This is a genomic window from Aquaspirillum sp. LM1 (genome assembly GCF_002002905.1).
Lineage (GTDB): Bacteria > Pseudomonadota > Gammaproteobacteria > Burkholderiales > Aquaspirillaceae > Rivihabitans.
The window spans coordinates 701727-723086 of record NZ_CP019509.1; the positions used below are offsets into that span (position 1 = coordinate 701727).

Sequence of the window (21360 nt, forward strand, 5' to 3'; positions counted from 1 at the left end):
CTGACATGTGCCAGGCAGCGCGCCACTGCCCCCCTGCCCCCGGAGAATGGTCGATGCTCAAGGTTGCCGATCCAGATTTTGCCGAACGCACCCGCGCCAGCTTTGCCCGCCAGGCCATCATGCAGCTGCTGGGCGCAGAAATGCGCGAAGTTGAGGCTGGCCGGGTGCTGATTGCCCTGCCGTTCAAGCCGGAACTGACCCAGCAGCACGGGTTTTTTCATGGCGGTGCCACCGCCACCATCGCCGATTCAGCCGGCGGCTACGCCGGTTTCACCCTGTTTGGGCCTGGGGAGTCGGTGCTGACGGTGGAATTCAAGCTTAACCTGATTGCCCCGGCGGACGGCGACTGCCTGTACGCCGAAGGGCGGGTGAAAAAACCGGGCCGCACGCTCACCGTGTGTGAGCTGGAAGTCTGGGCCGAGCGCAATGGCCAGCGCAAAAGCTGCGCGGTGGGCTTGCAAACCCTGATGCGGGTCAACGACCGCCCGGACATTGCCGAGGCCGGCTGAGCGTGGCCACACCGCATGCTGCCCGCCGCCCTGAAGAGGAACTCCAATGGATTTTGCATTAAATGACGATCAACGGGCGTTTCAGGACGCCGCCCGCGCCTTTGCCCGTCACGAACTGACCCCATACGCCGCACACTGGGACGAACAGTCGATCTTTCCCCGCGACACCATCGCCCGTGCTGGCGAACTGGGCTTTTGCGGGCTGTACACCCCGGAAACCTACGGCGGCCTGGGGCTGTCGCGGCTGGACGCAGCCATCGTGTTTGAAGAACTGGCCGCTGGCTGCACCTCCACCACCGCCTACATCACCATCCACAATATGGTGTCGTGGATGTTTGCCACCTGGGCACAGCCAGAAGTGGCCGAACGCTGGGCACCGTTTCTGGTCAGCGGCGAAAAACTCGGCAGCTACTGCCTGACCGAACCCAATGCCGGCTCGGATGCGGCCAATCTGCGCACCCGCGCCGAACGGCGCAGCGACCGCTATGTGCTCAACGGCAGCAAGATGTTTATCTCTGGTGCCGGTGAAACCGACCTGCTGCTGGTGATGGCGCGCACTGGTGAGGCCGGCCCCAAGGGGATTTCCGCCTTTGCCGTGCCGGCGGATCTGCCGGGTATTCACTACGGCAAAAAAGAACAGAAAATGGGCTGGAACAGCCAGCCCACCCGCGCCATCACTTTTGATAATGTCGAAGTGCCTGCCGATCACCTGCTGGGCGTGGAAGGCCAGGGTTTCACCATGGCCATGAAGGGGCTGGACGGTGGGCGAATCAATATTGCCACCTGCTCGATTGGTGCCGCCCAGGCCGCGCTGGACCGCGCCCAGTGTTATCTGCACGAGCGCCAGCAGTTTGGCCGCCCGCTGGCCGATTTTCAGGCGCTGCAATTCAAGCTGGCGGACATGCTCACCGAGCTGGTGGCCGCCCGGCAAATGGTGCGCCTGGCCGCCTGGAAGCTGGACCAGGGCAGCCCGGACGCCAGCACCTACTGCGCCATGGCCAAACGCTTTGCCACCGATGTGGGCTTCAAGGTGGCCAACGATGCGCTGCAGCTGCATGGCGGTTATGGGTATATTCGCGAATATCCATTGGAGCGTCATGTGCGCGACAATCGGGTTCACCAGATTCTGGAAGGCACCAACGAAATCATGCGGGTGATTATTGCCCGCGCCATCCTGCGCCCCGGCGCCACCGAGGAGTTACGATGAAACATTACCCCCACCTGTTGCTGGACATTCAGCAACACACCGCGCTGGTCACCCTCAGCAACCCGCCAGCCAACACCTGGAACAGCGACAGCCTGCACGGCCTGATCGAGCTGGTACACGACCTGAACGCCAACCGCGACATCTACGCGCTGGTGCTCACTGGCGAAGGCAGCAAGTTTTTTTCTGCCGGTGCCGATCTCAACCTGTTTGCCGACGGCAATCCGGCCATGGCGCGCAAAATGGCGCGGCTGTTTGGCCAGGCATTTGAAACGCTGACCGACTTCCGTGGCGTGTCGATTGCCGCCATCAACGGCTACGCCATGGGCGGTGGCCTGGAGGTGGCGCTGGCCTGCGATTTGCGCATTGCCGAAACCCAGGCACAGATGGCGCTGCCCGAAGCCACCGTCGGCCTGCTGCCGTGCGCCGGCGGCACGCAAAACCTGCCCTGGCTGGTGGGCGAAGGCTGGGCCAAGCGCATGATCCTGTGCGGCGAGCGGGTGGATGCCGCCACCGCCGAGCGCATTGGTCTGGTCGAGCAGGTGGTCGCCACTGGCGAGGCGCGCAATACTGCGCTGGCGCTGGCGGCCAAGGTGGCCAAGCAAAGCCCGACCAGCGTCACCGCCTGCAAGACCCTGATTCAGGCCGCGCGCAGCAACCCGATGAAGCACGTGCTGCCGACCGAGCGCGAGCTGTTTGTCGATCTGTTCAATACTCAGGACCAGCGTGAAGGCGTCAATGCCTTTCTGGAAAAACGCGCACCAAACTGGAAAAACGCCTGACTGACCCCGGAATGACCATGACTGCTGAACACCTCGACACCGCCTGCGTGATTTTTGCCGAGCAAACCACGCCGGGCGGCATGAAAATTGGCTTTGCCACCCTCAACGCCGAAAAATCGCTCAACGCCCTGTCGCTGGACATGATCCACCTGCTCGACGCGCGCCTGCGCCAGTGGGCCGACGATCCGCAGCTGGCCTGCGTGGTGCTGCAAGGCGCGGGCGAAAAAGCCTTTTGCGCCGGCGGCGACGTGCGCAAGCTGCGCGAAGCCATTCTGGCCCATGAAGGCCCGGCAGCGATTCCGTTTGCCTCGGAATACTTTGCCGAAGAATACCGCCTGGATTACCGCATCCACACCTACGTCAAACCCATCCTGCTGTGGGGCAGCGGCATCGTCATGGGTGGCGGCCTGGGGCTGATGGCCGGTGCCAGCCATCGCGTGGTGACGGAAACCTCGCGCATCGCCATGCCGGAAATCACCATCGGCCTGTATCCGGACGTGGGCGGCAGCTGGTTCCTGCCGCGCATGCCGGGCCGGCTGGGACTGTTTCTGGCGCTGACCGGCGCACCGCTGAACGCCCACGACGCCCAGGTGGTGAATCTGGCCGACTGGTTTGTGCGCAGCAGCGACAAACTGGCGATTTTTGCCGGGCTGGCCAATGTGGACTGGCAAGCTGACCCCACCCATAACCACGCCCAGCTGTCCAAGCTGCTGCGCGGCTTTGCCCGCCAGGCCGACAGCCACCTGCCGGCCTCGCAGGTGCGCGCCCACTTTGACACTATCCAGCATGTCACCGACGGCGACAGCCTGGCCGAAGTGTGCGAACAGATCACCCGCCACGCCAGCGACGACGCCTGGATGCAGCGTGCGGCCAAATCGCTGGCAGTGGGCTCGCCCACCTCGGCGGCGCTCAGCTGGGAAATCTGGCAGCGCAGCCGCCTGCTCGGCCTGGCCGACGTGTTCCGCATGGAATGGACGCTGTCGGTGCAGTGCTGCGCCCACCCGGACTTCCGCGAAGGCGTGCGCGCCCTGCTGGTGGACAAGGACAACGCCCCGCGCTGGACGCCGACCACCCTGGCCGAGGTCAGCCGCGAGTGGATCGACAGCCATTTTGTCATCCCCGGCGACACCGTTCACCCGCTGGCCGACCTGTAACTTTTCGCCGCGCCAGACCCCACGCCGCAGCAGACGGCGAAGGCGCGGCGGCACCCCACAAGGAGACAACATCATGGCAACAATCGCATTTATCGGGCTGGGCAATATGGGCGGACCGATGGCGCTCAATCTGGTGCGCGCCGGGCATAGCCTGCAGGTTTTTGACCTGTCGGCCAGCGCGGTGCAAACCCTGGTAGCTGCCGGCGCACACGCCGCCGCCAGCGCCGCCGACGCGGTGGCCGCCGCTGAAGTGGTGATCTCCATGCTGCCAGCCAGCCAGCATGTCAGGGCGCTGTATCTGGGCGACAATGGCGTGCTGGCCCACGCCCGCCCCGGCACACTGCTGATTGACAGCAGCACCATCGCCAGCCATGTCGCCATCGAAGTGGCGCAGGCAGCGCAGGCCAAGGGCCTGCGCATGATCGACGCGCCGGTGTCCGGTGGCACCGCAGGGGCCGCCGCCGGCACGCTGACCTTTATCGTCGGCGGCGATGCTGCCGACCTGGACGCCGCCCGCCCGCTGCTGGAAGCCATGGGCAAGAATATCTTCCACGCCGGCACCGCCGGGGCCGGGCAAACCGCCAAGATCTGCAACAACATGCTGCTGGGCATCTTGATGGCCGGCACCGCCGAAGCGCTGGCGCTGGGCGTGGCCAACGGGCTGGATCCCAAAGTGCTGTCCGACATCATGAGCAAGAGCTCAGGCCGCAACTGGGCGCTGGAGCTGTACAACCCGTGGCCAGGGGTGATGGATACCGCCCCGGCCAGCCGCGGCTATAGCGGCGGCTTTGGCAGCGACCTGATGCTGAAAGACCTGGGCCTGGCCGAAGAAGCCGCGCTACAAGCCCGCGCCGCCACCCCGCTGGGCGCGGTCGCCCGCAATCTGTACCAGCTGCACAGCCAGAATGGCCAGGGTGGGCTGGATTTTTCCAGCATTGTGCAAATGCTCAGCGCCAAGGCGCGTCATTAACCGTTTGATCCGTTGAACTTCCACGGCTGACGGCCTTGCGTGGCAGAAGGCACGACGCACACTGATGCGTGCGTCATCCGTTGGAATGTGACCCGGCAGTCGACCAGAGGGGGGGACTGCCGGTTTTTTTTGTGCGTTTCCGGCCAGTCGGGGATATCCAGGCCGGTATAGCCAGTGTGGGGGGATTGGCAGGGGATCAGTTCAGATAGCCAGTTGCTCACTCCAGGCAACATGGCCTTTTCACTGCATACCACCCTATGTTCACCCGACGATAAGCTCCTTTGTGGGATGCTGGCAAACCCGCCTGATGTGATAGGAAGCGTTCAGGGCATGCTCGAAGTGAGTTAAGCCAGATTCACAAAATACCTACTCGACAATCTGCTCTGCCGGCGCATGTTCAAACACATCGGACAAATGCGGCAGTGCCAGATAGGCGGTGGACTGCATTTCCGTCAGCCGGCTGGCGGTGCGGAAAAACTCGCTGGACTGAATCCCGTCGGTGTAAATCTGCTCGGCTTCCACCTCTGCCGACAAAATCAGCTTTACCCGATGGTCGTAGAACACATCCACCAACCAGGTAAACCGGCGCGCTTCGCTGGAATGGTGCGCGGCCAGTTTGGGGATGTTGGACACAAACACGGTCTGGTATTCGCGGGCAATTTCCAGGTAATCCGTTTGCGCGCGCGGGCCGCCGCAGATTTCCATGAAATCAAACCAGATCACCCCCGGCGAATGGCGCACGGCGCGGATTTTGCGCTCAAACACCACCAGCTCATGTTTGAGCTCCTTGCCGGTGCCTGATGACAAGCGCTCGTACAGCACGTCCAGCTTGTCGCGGCTGCCCTTGAGCGGGCACAGATACAGCGGCTCGCGGGTCAGTTCGCGCAGGCGGTAGTCATTGCCGCCGTCCACATTCAGCACGGTCAGCCATTGTTTGAGCAGGGCAATCGCCGGCAAGAAATTCAGCCGCTGCAGGCCATTCGGGTACAGCTCGTCTGGCGGATAATTGGAGGTGAGCACGCAGATCACCCCGCGCTCAAACAATTCTTTCATCAGCCGGCCCAGAATCATCGCATCGGCAATGTCCGAGACATGAAACTCGTCAAAGCACAGCAGACGCACCTTGTGGGCAATGCGGTCGGCCACGGTAATCAGGGGGTCGGTTTCATTGGTCAGGGTTTTCAGCTCGTTGTGGACTTCCATCATGAAGTGATGAAAGTGGATGCGCCGTTTGCGCCGGTAAGGCACGCAGGCATAAAACGCATCCATCAAGAAGCTTTTGCCACGCCCCACGCCACCCCAGAAGTACACGCCTTTGGGAATGGTGGGCTTGCGCAGGCTTTTGCCCAGAAAGGCCCCACGTTTTTTCTTGAACACCAGCAGTTCGTGGTACAGCGTTTCCAGATGGCCAATGGCGCTGGCCTGGGCGGCGTCACGGATGAAACCGGGCTTTTGTGCGGCGGCATCGTACCATTGCTGGGGCGAAAGCGTGGTGTGCTTGTCGGGGGAAAAGGCGTGCTGGGACATGGTGAAAAACACCCGAAAAACGGCGAAAGGCAGACTTTACCATAAGCCGGCGGGCTTGCCGGCGTGGGCGCTGGGTTTAAACCGGGCAATAGGGTGAATCTGCACTGGAAACCCCTGCCGCCGGGCGGCGGCATTCCTACTCAATTCCTACTCACAGGAACGCACGCCCGCGCTGGCGGCAATGCCGCGCTCAGCCCAGCCGCGTACTCGGGCGGGCCAGATAAAACCATTCCTGGCCCACCTGGGCATTGGGATTGGGGAACACAATGCAGCCGTCGGCGCTGGCCAGCACCGGCGCGCCATCGTGACGTACGCCGATGGGGTCGCCCTGGCGTACCGCGTCGAAACTGGCGAAGGGGCGGACGAAGTGATCGTCAGCATGCATCTTGTCGATCACTTCGTATAGCGCCAGCATCTCGCAGGCGCTGGCCGGCAGTGCCTCAGGCGCGGGCGCGTCGCTCAGGCCCAGATGCGCCAGGGTATTGCAAATGGCCGCATACGCCACGTCCGGCGCGTGTGGGTCGGCGTGCTGGCCGCATTCCAGCGTCAGCGCCCAGCCGCCGTGCGCGCGCATGTATTCGGTGGTGCCCACGCCGTAGCGGGTGTCGGTGTTCAACTGGGTGGCGCGGTCGTTGTGCTGGCCAAACACCTGGACCCGCCGCTCGACGCCCAGCGCATAGGTGGACAGCCAGCCTTCCACAAAGCGGTTCACCCCCAGCCGTACCGCCAGCGCCTGTTCCTGTTCGGCAAAGGCAAATGGCTCCAGCGGGCCATCGTTATTGCGCGGGCCCAGAAAGGCAAACGGCACGCCCGGTGCCTGAAAGGAGTGCAGGTCCAGCAGCACGTCGTGCGCCGCCAGCTGCGGGCACAGCCAGTTGGCGATATGGTCTTCGAATTCCTGTGGTGTGTCGGTGGGGGCCAGGTTGCGGTTCAGGTTGCGGTCGCCGGCGCGCTGCACCTTGTTGTACGCCAGCGGATTGGTGACGGGCACCAGGGTGACGCTGCCGCGCTGCAGGGTCAGGCGTTGCTGGTTCAGATCTTCAATCACCCGCAAAATGCCGCGCTGGCCGCAGGTTTCGTTGCCATGCACCGCGCCCAGCACAATCAGGCGCGGGCCGGGCTGCACGGCAGCATAGTGAACAGAATGGAAATGCAAGGGAACCGTCATGGCGCACTCAGTTTGAACAGGGTAAACAGAGGCGGATTGTGCCGCGACTGGGGGTGACGATGCAAACGGCAGGGCAAGCCTGCATGGCCTGCCGGCACACGTCCAGTCAGCCATGCGCCAGCGGGTCGTGCCCTGCCGGCAGGCTGGCACATACCTGATTGCGGCCATTCTGCTTGGCGTAATACATGCGATGGTCGGCCAGTTCCACCAGCGCGCGCCAGTCTTCGGTGGCATCGCCCATGCGTTCGGCCACGCCAATGCTGGCAGTCACCGGTGCACCGTCCGGGCGCAGGCCCAGCCCGTGTTCGCGCAAGCGCTCCAGCGCCTGGATGGCTTGTTCCAGGTCGGTATTGGGCATGATCAGCAGAAATTCTTCACCGCCCCAGCGGGTGAGCATGTCGCCACGGCGCAGGCAGGCCTGAATATGCCGGGTCATGATGATCAGCACCTTGTCGCCGGCTTCGTGGCCGTACTGGTCGTTGATGCTCTTGAAATGGTCCAGATCGATAAACGCCACCGCCAGCGGCGCGCCGCTGCGGTTGGCCAGAATCAGTTGCAGCTCAAGCATTTCTTCGCCGCTGTTGCGGGAGAACATGCCGGTGAGCGGGTCACGGGTGGCCTGGCGCACTAGGGCAATCATGAATGCCAGCTGGCTCATCCCAGCCAGCGCCGACACGCCGGTAATCAGCACCAGTAACCAGAACGTGCCGAGAAACGCCGGCAGATCCAGGTGCGGCCAGCGCAGCGCAGCCGCCACCAGCTGGGCAATCAGGATCGGGCTGGCCAGTATTAGGTTTTCAATCAGCGTCAGCGGAAAAATCGACAAGCCGGCCAGCAGCACAAACGGCAGAAACGCATAGCCGGAACTGACCGCTGCCGACAGCCCGGTGAGTTCGTGGCTGCCCAGCACCGAGTAAGACGCGATGTAAAACAGCGTGGGGATGGCAAACAGCAGCGCCATGGCCCGGTAGGCGTCGAGCAGATTGCCGCGTGGCCGGTAAAACAGCACCAGACAGGTAAACGCCGCGCTGGCCCCCAGCCGCATCAGCGCCAGCTGCCACCACAGGGGCGGCTTGAACACCAGAAAGTCCACCAGGATCCACATGGGCGTGAGCACGGCAAACAGAAAGGCGAACAGGCGCACCCGGTTGACAATCATGGTGGCGCGCCGGCTGGTCAGCAGCGATAGCTGCTGGAAGGGCGTGGCCAGCCAGGGCAACTCGGTCTTTTTCAGCTCACCGGGCATCAGTCCGGTCAGGCGCTGCCAAATGATTTCTGCCAACTGATTCATGTCTGTTTCACATCCTGAAGGTGGGGTCCGAGTGCGCCCTGCAACGTAAGGGAATCCGGGCAAAACGGCAAGTGAATCCTGTGCCGGGTTTGACTTGATCCATAGGCCATGGGTTTGCCTGGACGCCAAGCCTGAACAAAGGGCGCATGGCAACGGATGGCGGGTCTGGTCAGAGTGTGTGCCACGGGGCTGATCAATGGGTTGACGAAGGCAGACTGGGCGGGGATTTCCTGGCCGAATCGTGTGCGTCACCATGACAATGGTTATTTGTAATTCATAAAGCATTCAATGGCAAATCAAATGGCTCGCGCGCTCAGGCATGTTTAACCACCAGTAAAAGCGGTGCCAACAAGAATCGTATATTTACTTAAGTAATTATACCTAGAATGAATAAGTTGCCTGTAATAAGCAGTCATGACATCATAAATATAGCTGCGCTACCTTCGTTTTGGTTTTGTTATTAGGCTTAAAGTTAGATGTCAATTCTGGTTATAAAGCAGGTATTCGCCACAAAACAGCAAGTAGCATAAGCCATTGATGAACATTATATTTTTAACCTCCATCGGTGCCTGCCCGGTAAGGCGCTACCCCCTGTATGCGGGTGGGCGCGTTCCAGGGTTCAGCTGCCGACTGTGCCACAGAAAGGCCTGAGCACATGTTAATGATTGATGCAGAACAACACTTTGCCCACCCGGTAATTGACGATCTGTGCCGCCTGATTCACCAGCACCAATGGGAAGCCCGCTTTGAGCAGGCATTTGCTGCAGTGCGGCGCTACCAAATAGCCGGCTTTCCTGATCTGTGCTCGCTGAACGATTATTTCAGCTGGCTGGTTGGGCTGCTGGAATGGACTCCCTGCGAAAACAGCCAGGGTCGGGAAATCTACAACCGCATCTGTGAGTTTTACTTTGTGCTCGACCAGCCCAGCCTGCGCGAGTTGCAAAGCCCGCAAGCGCCGTGCGTGCCCGCTCCGCCGCTGACGCCGCTGTCGGCCTGGATGGTGGATTTTGCCCGTGCTTGGGGCAGTTTCCTGGATACGCCGGCGTCGCTGACCGCGCAGTCCTTGCAAAGCTTTTACCAGTCGCCAGCCTACAATATGGGCGAATACATTGCCGATCCGGGCGGCTGGAAAAGTTTCAACCAGTTCTTTGCCCGTCATGTCAAACCCGGCTACCGGCCCGTGGCTGCGCCGCTGGACGACCAGGTGCTGGTGTCGCCAGCGGATTCCACCTTTGTGGGGGCCTGGGCCATCAGCGCCGATTCGCATATCACGGTGAAAAGCCTGCGCTGGTCGCTGGACGAACTGCTGGCCGACAGCCCATTTCGTGATCGCTTTCGCAGCGGCATTTTCATGCACAGCTTTCTGAACACCACCGACTATCATCGGCTGCATACCCCGGTGTCCGGGCGGGTGCTGGAGTCCCGGGTGATTCACGGCCAGGTTTACCTGGATGTGATTGCCAAACCCACCAGCGACGACGATGACGCCCACCAGCTGACGCGTGAACCGGTACTGCACGCCCAGGATGGCACCGGTTATCAGTTTTCTCAGGCGCGCGGGCTGTTGGTGCTGGAGTCCAGCATTGGTCTGGTGGCGGTACTGCCGGTGGGCATGTGTCAGGTGTCATCGGTGGTGATGACTGCCGATGTGGGGGTGAAGTTGCGCAAGGGCGAAGAGTTTTCTTACTTCCAGTTTGGCGGGTCGGATGTGGTGATGCTGTTTGAAGCCAGCGCCAATGTCAGCCTGATCATGCAGCCTGGCGTGCATTACAAGCAGGGCAACTGGATTGGCCAGTCTTTTCCGGTGTAGAGGTGTTGTGGTTTTGCCATCGGGATGCCATCAGGCACATGCATACCGATGGTTATTTCCGGTGTTGTAGTCAATTCTGATAGGCGTAACCGATACTGGGTGTTGTATTTTTATGTCAATGGCGAAACAAGCGCTGGCTTCATGCTGGCGCTTGTGCCAGACTCTCGATCTGACATCTATCGGCTTGGCAAGAAAAAAATAAATCAGGCAGAACGCCACACGTAAAACTTGTCAAGGAAAATTATCCTAATGTTCTACAACGATCTTAACCATGCCCCTCTTTGCTCATTCCATTCGTTATCGCATCACCTTTCTGGCTGTCATCATCGCCTCGTGCATTTTTGCCCTGTCCATGCTGGTAGGTACCCTGGATAGCCACGACGCCGCCCTCAATGCCGCCCAAAACAATGCCAGATTACTGGCCGAACGCGAAGCCGCCCGGCTGGAAGGCGAGCTTAAGCAAGCCTTCAGCAGTGCCCACACCCTGGCTTGGGTATTGCAGGGCATGAAGGAAGGCGGTCAGGCCCCCAGCCGCGAGCAAATCGACCTGGCCATGCGTGAAATGCTCAAGCAAAACCCCAATGTGCTGGCTTACGGCAGCCTGTGGGAGCCCAATGCGCTGGACGGACGCGACAGCGAATTTGTCAATCGGGCCCCCGGCCACGACAAAACCGGACGCTATCTGCCTTACTGGAACCGCGCCTCCGGACAAATAGCCGTTGAACCGCTGGTGGATTACGACAAACCCGGTGCCAACGACTGGTATCTGACACCACAAAAAACCCTGAAAGCCATCTTTACCGACCCCTATCCCTACAAGGTGGCCGGACGTGAAGTGCTGGTGGCGACTGTGTCCACGCCGGTGCTGGTGGCCGGCAAGTTTGCCGGCGTCGTGGCGCTGGACTATCCGCTGGAAGGGCTGCAAAAATCGCTGGCCGAGGTGCGTCCTTTCCAGGCTGGCTACGCCGCGCTGATTTCCAATGGCGGGTTTTACGCCAGCCACCCCAACTCCAGCCTGTTGGGTAAAAAAGCCGACACCCTGTCGCCCGCTGCACTGGAGGCCATTGCCCAGGGCAAGCCTTACCAGTTTGAAGCCGCTGGGCAGATGTATGTGTTTGCCCCGCTGACGCTGGGGCATGGCGCTGCGCCGTGGTCGCTGATGGTGAGCTTCCCGATGGCGGTGGTGCTGGCCGACGCCAACCAGCTGGTGTGGAAAATGGCCATTTCTGCCCTGGTGGGCATTGGCGTGATGGTGCTGGTGCTGGCCTTTAGCATCCGCAAAATGATTCGTCCGCTGGAAAAACTCTCGCATACCGTCAGCGAACTGCAAGGCGATCTGACCGTGCGCCTGCCCATCAGCCGCAAGGATGAGATTGGCCAGATTGCTCAGGCATTCAACGATTTCATGGGGCGTTTGCACCCGGTGGTGCGCGATATTCGCCAGCAAAGCGAAGTCGTGGATCAAACCGGCCAGGAACTGGCGCAACTGACGCAAACCGTGGCCGGGCGCTCACACCAGCAAAGCCAGGCTTCGCAATCCACCGCCAGCGCCATGGAGGAAATTGCCACCGGCATCAGCCATGTGGCCAGTTCGGCACATCAGGCTGGGATGGAAGCGGAAGAAACCGAAAAATTCATCAACAACGCCACCGCCAGTATTCAGCGCATGGCCAGTGAAATCCGCGCGGTCAACAGCACCATCGGCGAGGTGAAAAGCCGGGTGTCGCAGCTGGACGTGAACGCCAGCAAAATTGACCGGATTGCCCAGACCATCCAGGACATTGCCGAGCAGACCAATCTGCTGGCGCTCAATGCCGCCATTGAGGCCGCCCGAGCCGGCGAACAGGGGCGCGGCTTTGCCGTGGTAGCCGACGAAGTACGCAAGCTGGCCGAGCGCACCACCCAGGCCACGCTGGAAATTTCCCGCCTGCTGCAAACCATCCAGAAAGAAACCGGCCAGGTGGTTGATGTGGTGGAAGACGCCGCCCATCGCATTGACGAAGGGGCCACCCAGTCGGATGACACGGTGAAGCTGATCAGCCATATCCATCAGCGGGTACAAAGCATGGCCGCGCAAACCACCTCGATTGCCCAGGCCAGCGCCCAGCAGGCACAGGCGTGCGGTGAAGTGGCCATGCATGTGGAAACCATCAGCACCGCCGCCCAGGAAAACGACCAAACGATGACCGAAGCAGAAGCAGCCGTGCGCAATATGTGCCAGAAGGTCAGCGCACTGGGTGAAAAGGTGGGGGTGTTCCGGGTGTAAGCGTTTTCTTTTGCACGGCCCTGCTCCCAGGGCCGTTGCTTCCATGATACGTATCAAAAAATAGACTGTCGGGCAGCCATTTCAAGGGTCACGCTGGTTGATTCAGAAAAATCGTGTTTGCCAAAAGCAAAACCCAGCAAAAATCAACACGCTGGATTCCCGCCTTCGCGGGAATGACGATTTTTTCAGCGTTTCCCAAGCAGAACAGCAAGGCATGGACCCGCCTCAGACCATGTGGCTGCCATCTGATTGAATGGATTGGGCTGGATAGCTGTGGCACTGACTTGTTGAACCTGCTTCTGCCCGGCAAAAAATGACGTTATTTTTCATCCCAGTGGAGATCGGTAAGCAAATGGCCAATAATACGATTCGCGCCTCCTTAAGCCCCATCGCAGGACTCGGAATTCAAACAACCCGGTTGGCAGACAACATCATCTCACTCACCCGTGCCAGAGATATGTTGATGTCGGCAGTGCAAACCATCCAAACAGCGCCTCCAGACTCACAGCAAATACTGGCCCCTCTCCTGGCTCAGAGTGTCAATCCACTCCTGGTCATGGGGCAAATGCTCGAGGCCGATCTCTATGATGTGGCAGAGCAGATGAGGGCGTATATTGCCGAGATGGCAAATGCCTTCCCGATGATCAAGGCCGTGCCGGTTCCTGGTGTGCTCAAGAGCGTCATCACCATCCTATTGGTACGGGCAACCGCTACCAAAGCTGCTGCTGCCAATGCCAGCCAGATGCTGACCAATTACCAGGGCACGGCAAACAGGGCTGCCGCCGCATTGAATAGCGCCTGCATGGAACTAGATCGGGAAAATCAGGATCTTCAGCGACAGGCAGAATCCCTGAAGCAACAGATGCACGACATGACCAGCGGCAATTGCTGCGAGCAGATTGGGCATGCCTTCGAAATGGCTTTTGGTCATCTTAGCGACGATTTGGCCGCAGATGAACGGAAAATTCGGCGGATCGAATACGTTTACGCCATCAACTTGAACGCAATTGATGGTGTTAATCAGTTGGTTCGCAAGATGGGCGATATTGCCGCCATCTCCTCCTCACTAGAAGTGTCCTGGCGCAGCCAAGCCGACAATCTTGGCACCCTGCATGACGACCTGGCCTCAGTGCTGGCAGACACTTCCCCCGCCGATATCCAGTCAGACATGGAGTATGTCCAATCTGACTGGCAAACTATTTCCAACACACTCAGCAAAATCAGCTGATGTGCTTGAATCATCACGTACGGCCAAACTTCACTCACTGACACAAAGGAAATCGCGATGGCAACCACCAGCAATACTTCAGCAGTCAATCAAAAACTGGGCACTGGCGCGCTGAAAGCCAATGTAGGCAACCTGGGGGCTTATCAGCAGATCATGCAGGCTTTTGTCAATTACATCACGTCAGTGGGTAGCCCGCCTAGCCTGCCGGCCAATGACAATGTCTCTGCCACCGTCACCAATGCCGCCAACCAGGCGCTCACCCAGATGGGCAATGATTTCCGGGCGGCACAAGCCACCGCCAGTGGTTTGGTCACGCAAATCAATGCCATCACAGATGTGATCACTGCTGCCAACACTTACACCCGGCATAGTGAAATCACCATAGGCAATATGTTAACCGCGATTATCGCCTACAAGAAAGGCGGCACACTGGATCGCGACAACTTGGTCTCGCAGCTTCGCCGCATGGTGCAAAATGCTGAGCGTCTGGAGGCACAAGTTGGCACGGCACATGTCGATACTGATAAGGCAGTGCGCTCCCTGCAGTTATGGGAAGCCAGTTTAAATACCGATCTTCAGGCCTTGCAAACGGCTATCCCGCCCGCTGATGGCAAGGTGCTGAACCTGAATACCCTGACCGAACCGGCGGCGGCCAAACAGCTGGCTGACCAAGTTTCCTCATTGAATAATGAAATCAGTTCGCTGCAGACAGAGATCAACTGGCTGACGTTTGGCGAAGTTTCGGTAGGTGTGGTAGGGGGGCTGATTGCCATTACCAACTTCTGGAACCCGATTGGCTGGGTTGCTGCCGGTTTAACTGCCTATGGCGAGGTGGAAATGGTGGGCAAAAAAGCGCAAGACATTGCGCAAAAAAACACTGATCTACAAAACCTGGCTGTGACCCAGGACGAGCAGGCTATTTTGCACCCGCTCTACTCCATCAAAAATGCAGTCAGCCAACTCAGTTCGGGGGTCTCTGCGGCAGAGGAAATCTCGAAGGAATTGCTCTCAATGAAAGATGACTTCCAGGCCGCCATTGATGACATTGATACCTTTATCAATGATTTGACTAAGGGTGTTGATGCTGATGATCTGGAAAGTGATGCCGAATACGTGAAATCCGACTATGACACGTTGCAAAAACTGTGCAACACGCTGCTCACACCGGTGCCGACCGCCATCGTTAGCCAGAGCCAGATGGCCAAGGTGGTGGAGGCGAAGTCCGCCTGAGCGCAGCCACATCAAAACGCTCCAGCCGGGGTCTTCAAGGCCTCGGCTAACCTTTGAATTCATACACAGAGACAGACATGCCCAGCAATATCTTCGATGTACCCGATGCATTGATTGCACATGTGGTTCAAGCCACAGCCTATGGCCAAAACACACAGACGGCCAACCAGCTCCTCGGCATGGCCAGGCCGACGGCTCCACCTGCAAATTCCACACTGAGTCAGCCGCAGATCGACCTGATCATGGTGGCCATCGACAAACACTTTGATAATGCCAAAAATCTGGCTACGCAGTGGGAGTCCGGCACCCCTCTGCTTGAGGCAAATCCAATTAAAGACCAGGTAACCGGTGTGTTTTTGGGGTTCCAGCGCTTCGCCAGACACATGGATGTCGAGTATAAAATCTTAATCGAGGCCGCTTATGCCAATGATAATAGCCACATTGCCGACAAGCTGAGGCGATTAAAAGGCACGCTGGAAATCTTGCTTGCCGAGAGCAAGGGGGCAAAAACCTCTGTGGCAGAGTATCAATCCCAATTGGCTGATGCACTGTCTGCTTTTGAAAAGGATTACCAGAACGTTCTCAGCGAGCTTGGCACAGTTTCTGGCGCAATCAGCGGGTTAAAGGCAAAGATTGAGAGCCTGCAAAACAATATCGCTGAAAATAACGCTGAGGTGCTCAGCAGCTTTCTGGATACCGCAGGAACTGAGATCGAGCAGGGCGTCGCGCTAGCGGGGGCCGTGGCCGAAGAAAATCCGGGCGAAGCTGTGTCGGCTGGCGTTCAAATGGGGGTGGCATCTATCAAGGGCTTGGTCAAAATCATTGAGCTCAATGATAAGACACTCAACGATTTACTGGCAATTCGGGAATTAAGAAAACAGATTAACGAAGATGAAGTTATTTTAGTGGTATTGTTGAATATTGGTACAATGCTCGCCTCGCTGGGCGCAACACATGGCCTGCCACTCAATATTGTAGGTGACATCATCGACTATTGGGCGCAACTAGACGATCACATCACCTTGCTACTCCAGCAGCATCCGAATGATTTGGTGGCACAGATTGATATAACCAACTTCTCACCCGCGACCGAAGACGACAAAAACCCGGCCTTCCCTCCGTGGAATATCCTGCAACCGCTGGACCGGGCCGCACGGGTATTCAACAAGATTCTGGCATTGCAGCCCACCATCTTTGGGGATAACACACAGTTTACCAAGTTGGAGGCAAGTTAGAGTCGCCTACACCCCCCCTCCTGTGTGAGCCATTGCCCACCACCTGGACTTTCGTTGCCTGCCAGCGGATTCGCTGCCAGGCGGCATTACCAGGCAATGCGGCACATGGGGGCGGGTGTCTCCGCTGGATGGGAGGGTCTGGCCCGCGCAATCCGGTTGAATCCCGCCCAGCCCAGGCGGATAATAGCCGCAGGGCCGCACTGTCTGGCCTGGACAGGCCCCGGAATGCCGGGGCCATCTTTATGGCTTGTTCGGTTGCAGCGCCCAAGCTGCTGCCCAAGGTGGACGTTTTGCCCATGACGCTGGATTTCAGCCACTACCTGTTGATTCTGGTCGGCACGGTGCTGGTCAATAACGTGGTGCTGGTGCGCATCCTCGGGCTGTGCCCGTTCATGGGCGTGTCGAAAAAACTTGAAGCCGCCATCGGCATGGGCGCGGCCACCGCCTTTGTGCTCACGCTGGCTTCGGGTGCCAGCCATGTGCTCAATCAGCTGCTGGTCTGGCTGGCGCTCGATTACCTGCGCACCATCGCCTTCATTGTGGTGATTGCCGCCATTGTGCAGCTCACCGAAATGATCATCCGCAAAACCAGCCCGGTGCTCTACCAGGTGCTGGGCATTTATCTCCCGCTGATCACCACCAACTGCGCCGTGCTGGGCGTGCCGCTGCTCAATGCCCAGCAGGGCCACAGCTTTATTGAAGCGCTGCTGTTTGGCCTGGGCAGCGCGCTGGGGTTCTCGCTGGTGCTGGTGCTGTTTGCCGCGCTACGGGAAAAGCTGGAGGGGGCTGATATTCCCGCGCCCTTTCGCGGCACGCCAATTGCGCTGGTGACTGCCGGGCTGATGAGTCTGGCGTTCAGCGGGTTTTCCGGGCTGGTGAAATGAGCGCGCTGCTGACCCTGGCTTTGCTGGTGGGGCTGGCGCTGCTGCTGGGCGGCTTGCTGGGCTTTGCCTCGGTGCGCTTCAAGGTGGACGGCGATCCGCTGGTGGACAAAATCGACGCCATCTTGCCGCAAACCCAGTGCGGCCAGTGCGGCCACCCTGGCTGCCGGCCCTACGCCACCGCCATTGCCGCTGGCGAAGCCGATATCAACCAATGCCCGCCCGGTGGCGAAGCCGGCATCCATAAACTGGCCGAACTGCTGGGGCGCGAATTCAAGCCATTTGCCGAAGGCGCGGCGCAGCCGAAACCCAAAGCTGTGGCGCTGATCGACGAAGCTTCCTGCATCGGCTGCACCTTGTGCATTCAGGCCTGCCCGGTGGACGCCATTGTCGGCGCATCCAAGCTGATGCACACGGTGATTGCCAGCGAATGTACTGGCTGCGAGCTGTGCCTGCCGCCCTGCCCGGTGGACTGTATCAGCATGCAGCCGCTGGCCGACACCCCACGCACCTGGAAATGGCGCTACCCGGTGATTCCCCTGACTGTTGCCCCCGGCGCTCCGCCCCAATGAGAACCCTGACTCCTTTCCATGGCGGCGTACACCCGCCCGAACATAAAACTGAATCCAGCGAAGTGCCCATCCGTCAGGCCGGGCTGCCGCCGCTGTTGCAGCTGTCGTTCAGCCAGAGCCTGGGCAACCCGGCGCGCCCGTGTGTGTCGGTGGGCCAACGGGTGAACAAGGGCCAGCGACTGGCTGAGCCCGATGGAGCCATGTCGGTGGGCGTGCATGCGCCCACCTCCGGCGTGGTGCGCGCCATCGGCCCGCTGCCGCTGGCGCACCCTTCCGGTCTGAACGGGCCTGGCCTCACCCTGGAGCCGGATGGCGACGAGCGCTGGGGCGAGCGGCACACGCTGGACTGGCAGCACGCCGACCCGCGCCAGGTGCTGGACACCCTGCGCGAACGCGGTGTGGCCGGGCTGGGGGGGGCGTTGTTCCCCACCCATCTCAAGCTGGCCCGGCGCGGGCTGGACACTCTGGTGGTCAATGGTGCCGAATGCGAACCCTATATCACCTGTGACGACCGGCTGATGCGCGAACGCGCCGCCGGCATTGTGGCCGGCATTCATCTGGCCGTGCACCTGACCGATGCCCGCGAAGTGTTGATCGGCATTGAGGACAACAAGCCGCAGGCGATTGCCGCCATGCAGGCTGCCTGTGCCGGCAGCGGTTTTAGCGTGGTGGTGATTCCCACCCGCTACCCCAGCGGTGGGGCCAAGCAGCTGATTCACCTGCTGACCGGAAAATCGGTGCCAGCCGGGCGGCGCTCGACCGACTTTGGTGTGCAGTGCCTGAATGTGGCCACCCTGTACACCGCCGCCAGGGCGTTGGAATACGGCGAGCCGGTGATCAGCCGGCTGGTCACGCTGACCGGCGCGCTGGCCGAGCCCGGCAATGTCGATGCGCTGCTGGGCACCCCGGCGCACTGGCTGCTGCAACAGGCTGGCCGCCACGCCGACAGCGACCAGATCATCATGGGCGGGCCAATGATGGGCTTTGCCCTGCCCGACCCGCACGCCGGCATCAATCAGGCCAGCAACTGCCTGATTGCCGCCAGTCCGGCGCTGTTTCCGCCGCGCCCGCCGGCCATGCCGTGCATCCGCTGCGGCGACTGCGCGCAAGCCTGCCCGGCGGAATTGCAGCCGATGGATTTGTACTGGTTTGCCAAGGCGCGTCAGTTTGACAAGGCGCGTAGCGCCCATTTGTTTGACTGCATCGAGTGTGGCGCATGCAGCTATGTCTGCCCCAGCCAGATTCCGCTGGTGGACTACTATCGCTTTGCCAAAAGTGAGCTGTGGGCCAGCGACCGCGACAAGAAAGCTGCCGAACGCGCGCGTCAGCGCCATGATTTCCGTCAGTTTCGTCTGGTGCGCGACAAAACCGAAAAAGCCGCCCGCCTGGCCTCGCGCACTGCGCCGGCCAGCAGCGCGCCAACCGTCGAGGCAAGCTCGCCAGTCAGCAGCGATGACAAACGTGCGGCGATTGAGGCCGCCATGGCCCGCGCTGCTGCGCGCACGGCTGGGCAGGCCGCCAAAGCTGATAGCCCGCCCGCCGCTGCGCCTGTTACCAGTGCGGACGATGCCAAACGCGCGGCGATTGAAGCGGCCATGGCCCGCGCTGCGGCACGCAAGGCCGAACAGGCCGCTAACCAAGCCGACAGCCCGCCCGCCACTGCGCCTGCCGCCAGTGCGGACGACGCCAAACGCGCGGCGATTGAAGCGGCCATGGCCCGCGCTGCGGCACGCAAGGCCGAACAACAGGCCGCCAAAGTCGACAGCCCGCCCGCCGCTGCGCCTGCCGCCAGCGCGGACGATGCCAAACGCGCCGCCATCGAAGCCGCCATGGCCCGAGCCGCTGTGCGCAAAGCGGAACAGGCCGCCAAGGTGGCCGCCATGCCTTCCGACCCAGGATCCCCATGATGTCTTCCCCGTTTCTCTCTCAACCCAAAAGCGTGACCCAGGTGATGCTGTGGGTGCTGGTGGCCCTGCTGCCCGGCACGCTGCTGCTGGGTGTGCTGGCCGGGCCGGCAGTGTGGCTGCAAATGATTCTGGCCATGGTGGCCGCCTGGCTGTGTGAGGCGGGCATGCTGCGTTTGCGCGGGGTGGCGTTGCGACCGTTTCTGAGCGATGGCAGCGCCGTGCTGACTGGTGCCTTGATCGGGCTGACCTTTCCGCCGCTGGGGCCATGGTGGCTGGTGGGGCTGGGCAGTTTTTTTGCCATTGTGGTGGCCAAGCAGCTGTACGGCGGGCTGGGCAATAACCCGTTCAACCCGGCCATGGTGGCGTTTGCCGTGATGATGGTGTCGTTTCCGGCACAGATGTCGCAATGGACGCCGCAGCCGGCGTTGGTTGGGCTGGAACAATGGCGTTATATCCTCACCCATCAGCTGCCTGCCGGCATGAGTGCTGATGCGCTGGCCGGGGCCACGCCGCTGGATGCGGTGCGTACCGGGCTACTCAATGGCCAGCCGCTCAGCCACTTGCTGGTGGCCGGGCCCTGGCCGGTGAGCCTGGACCAGCTGTGGGTGGCGTTAGCCTGGCTGCTGGGCGGGCTGCTGCTGGGCTGGCGCGGTGTGCTGCGCTGGCAGGCACCGCTGGCGATGCTGGCCACGCTGACCGTACTGGCCAGCATCGCCCACCTGCTGGATGCCGAACGCTACGCCAGCCCGCTGTTTCATTTGCTGGCCGGGGCCACCCAGCTGGGTGCATGGTTTATCGTCACCGACCCGGTGTCTGCGCCCAGCAGCGCACGTGGCCGGCTGATCTTTGGTGCCGGCATTGGCCTGCTGATCTGGGTGATTCGCACCTGGGGCGGTTTTCCGGATGGCGTGGCGTTTGCCGTGCTGATTTTGAATCTGGCTGTGCCGTTTATCGACCAGCACACCCGCGCGCCGGCATTTGGCCAGTCGCGTGGCCAGGGAGGCGCATGATGCAGTCGGCGTGGCAACGGGCGCAGGGCAGCGCCATCCGTCTGGCGCTGTTCGCCCTGGTGTGTGCGCTGCTGCTGGCCGCCACCGAAGCGCTGACCCGCGACACCTTGCGCGCCAATGCCGAGGCCAGCCGTCGGGCGGTGCTGGCGCAGGTGCTGCCAGCTGGCGCGTTTGACAATGACCTGCTGGCCGATGTGCAGCCACTGGACCCCGCCAGCACCACCCGGCTGGGGCTCAAGCCGCCCGCCGTGCTGTACCGCGCCACGCAGGCCGGGCAGCCCAGTGGCTGGGTGGTGGAGGTGGTGGCTCCGAATGGTTATGCCGGGCCGATTCGCCTGCTGGTGGGCATGCAGGCCGATGGCCGCTTGAGTGGGGTGCGTGTGCTGGAGCATCGGGAAACACCAGGCCTGGGCGACTATATCGACGCCGCCCGCAGCCCGTGGAGCCAGCAGTTTATTGGCCAGCGCGAGGCACCGGGGCAGCGTTGGCAGGTGAAAAAAGATGGGGGTCGGTTTGATGCCATGGCCGGTGCCACCATCAGCGCCCGTGCAGTGACGGCGGCAGTGGGGCGGGCGGCGCAGGTGTTGGCCGGGCAGGCATCTGGGCATTAGGACAT

General features: G+C 60.9%; 19 protein-coding genes. 16 read left to right on the forward strand and 3 right to left on the reverse strand.

Features of this window, described 5'->3' with window-relative positions:
- Positions 1-53: 53 nt before the first annotated feature.
- From BXU06_RS03125 to mmsB, 5 genes are all read left to right on the forward strand, one after another.
- A complete protein-coding gene (locus BXU06_RS03125; RefSeq protein WP_077296737.1) occupies positions 54-509 on the forward strand; it encodes a PaaI family thioesterase in 456 nt (151 codons plus the stop codon).
- 46 nt (positions 510-555) lie between these two features.
- Positions 556-1716: an acyl-CoA dehydrogenase family protein gene (locus tag BXU06_RS03130; RefSeq protein WP_077296739.1), complete on the forward strand. Its 1161-nt coding sequence runs from the start codon at positions 556-558 to the stop codon at positions 1714-1716.
- Positions 1713-2495: an enoyl-CoA hydratase gene (locus BXU06_RS03135; RefSeq protein ID WP_077296741.1), complete on the forward strand. Its 783-nt coding sequence runs from the start codon at positions 1713-1715 to the stop codon at positions 2493-2495. Before BXU06_RS03130 ends, BXU06_RS03135 begins: the two co-directional genes overlap by 4 nt.
- A gap of 17 nt (positions 2496-2512) precedes the next feature.
- Positions 2513-3649 carry an enoyl-CoA hydratase/isomerase family protein gene (locus tag BXU06_RS03140; RefSeq protein WP_077302616.1) on the forward strand — a complete coding sequence of 379 codons (1137 nt, stop codon included), beginning with the start codon at positions 2513-2515 and terminating at the stop codon, positions 3647-3649.
- A 73-nt stretch (positions 3650-3722) separates the two neighbouring features.
- The gene (mmsB, locus tag BXU06_RS03145; protein ID WP_077296743.1) at positions 3723-4619 is read left to right on the forward strand and encodes a 3-hydroxyisobutyrate dehydrogenase; all 897 of its coding nucleotides are present in this window, start codon (positions 3723-3725) and stop codon (positions 4617-4619) included.
- A 366-nt stretch (positions 4620-4985) separates the two neighbouring features.
- Here mmsB and zapE read toward each other — a convergent pair whose 3' ends face one another.
- The 3 genes from zapE to BXU06_RS03160 form a co-directional block, all read right to left on the reverse strand.
- Positions 4986-6146, reverse strand: a complete 1161-nt coding sequence (gene zapE, locus BXU06_RS03150) for a cell division protein ZapE (RefSeq protein WP_077302618.1) — start codon at positions 6144-6146, stop codon at positions 4986-4988.
- A 190-nt stretch (positions 6147-6336) separates the two neighbouring features.
- On the reverse strand, positions 6337-7314 hold the full coding sequence (locus tag BXU06_RS03155; protein WP_077296745.1) for a succinylglutamate desuccinylase/aspartoacylase family protein: 978 nt from the start codon (positions 7312-7314) through the stop codon (positions 6337-6339).
- Between the two features lie 106 nt (positions 7315-7420).
- Complete coding sequence (locus tag BXU06_RS03160) at positions 7421-8605, reverse strand: diguanylate cyclase (protein ID WP_077296747.1); 1185 nt, start codon at positions 8603-8605, stop codon at positions 7421-7423.
- 655 nt (positions 8606-9260) lie between these two features.
- Between BXU06_RS03160 and BXU06_RS03165 the strand changes: the two genes are divergently transcribed.
- From BXU06_RS03165 to rsxG, 11 genes are all read left to right on the forward strand, one after another.
- Complete coding sequence (locus tag BXU06_RS03165; RefSeq protein WP_216352532.1) at positions 9261-10415, forward strand: phosphatidylserine decarboxylase; 1155 nt, start codon at positions 9261-9263, stop codon at positions 10413-10415.
- 271 nt (positions 10416-10686) lie between these two features.
- Entirely contained in the window at positions 10687-12681 is a 1995-nt protein-coding gene (locus BXU06_RS03170) for a methyl-accepting chemotaxis protein (RefSeq protein ID WP_077296751.1), read from the forward strand.
- A 113-nt stretch (positions 12682-12794) separates the two neighbouring features.
- The gene (locus BXU06_RS17215; RefSeq protein ID WP_150125083.1) at positions 12795-12998 is read left to right on the forward strand and encodes a hypothetical protein; all 204 of its coding nucleotides are present in this window, start codon (positions 12795-12797) and stop codon (positions 12996-12998) included.
- Positions 12995-13909: a hypothetical protein gene (locus BXU06_RS03175; protein WP_077296755.1), complete on the forward strand. Its 915-nt coding sequence runs from the start codon at positions 12995-12997 to the stop codon at positions 13907-13909. The genes BXU06_RS17215 and BXU06_RS03175 overlap by 4 nt, the downstream gene beginning before the upstream one ends.
- A gap of 57 nt (positions 13910-13966) precedes the next feature.
- Positions 13967-15139, forward strand: coding sequence for a hypothetical protein (locus BXU06_RS03180; RefSeq protein ID WP_077296757.1), 1173 nt, complete (start codon positions 13967-13969; stop codon positions 15137-15139).
- A gap of 77 nt (positions 15140-15216) precedes the next feature.
- A complete protein-coding gene (locus BXU06_RS03185) occupies positions 15217-16374 on the forward strand; it encodes an HBL/NHE enterotoxin family protein (RefSeq protein ID WP_077296759.1) in 1158 nt (385 codons plus the stop codon).
- A 302-nt stretch (positions 16375-16676) separates the two neighbouring features.
- On the forward strand, positions 16677-17258 hold the full coding sequence (rsxA, locus tag BXU06_RS03190) for an electron transport complex subunit RsxA (RefSeq protein ID WP_216352572.1): 582 nt from the start codon (positions 16677-16679) through the stop codon (positions 17256-17258).
- Positions 17255-17827: an electron transport complex subunit RsxB gene (gene rsxB, locus BXU06_RS03195; protein ID WP_077296761.1), complete on the forward strand. Its 573-nt coding sequence runs from the start codon at positions 17255-17257 to the stop codon at positions 17825-17827. Before rsxA ends, rsxB begins: the two co-directional genes overlap by 4 nt.
- Entirely contained in the window at positions 17824-19734 is a 1911-nt protein-coding gene (gene rsxC, locus BXU06_RS03200; protein WP_077296763.1) for an electron transport complex subunit RsxC, read from the forward strand. The genes rsxB and rsxC overlap by 4 nt, the downstream gene beginning before the upstream one ends.
- Complete coding sequence (locus BXU06_RS03205) at positions 19731-20744, forward strand: RnfABCDGE type electron transport complex subunit D (protein WP_077296765.1); 1014 nt, start codon at positions 19731-19733, stop codon at positions 20742-20744. The genes rsxC and BXU06_RS03205 overlap by 4 nt, the downstream gene beginning before the upstream one ends.
- Positions 20741-21355, forward strand: a complete 615-nt coding sequence (gene rsxG / locus BXU06_RS03210) for an electron transport complex subunit RsxG (protein WP_077296767.1) — start codon at positions 20741-20743, stop codon at positions 21353-21355. Before BXU06_RS03205 ends, rsxG begins: the two co-directional genes overlap by 4 nt.
- Positions 21356-21360 lie beyond the last annotated feature (5 nt).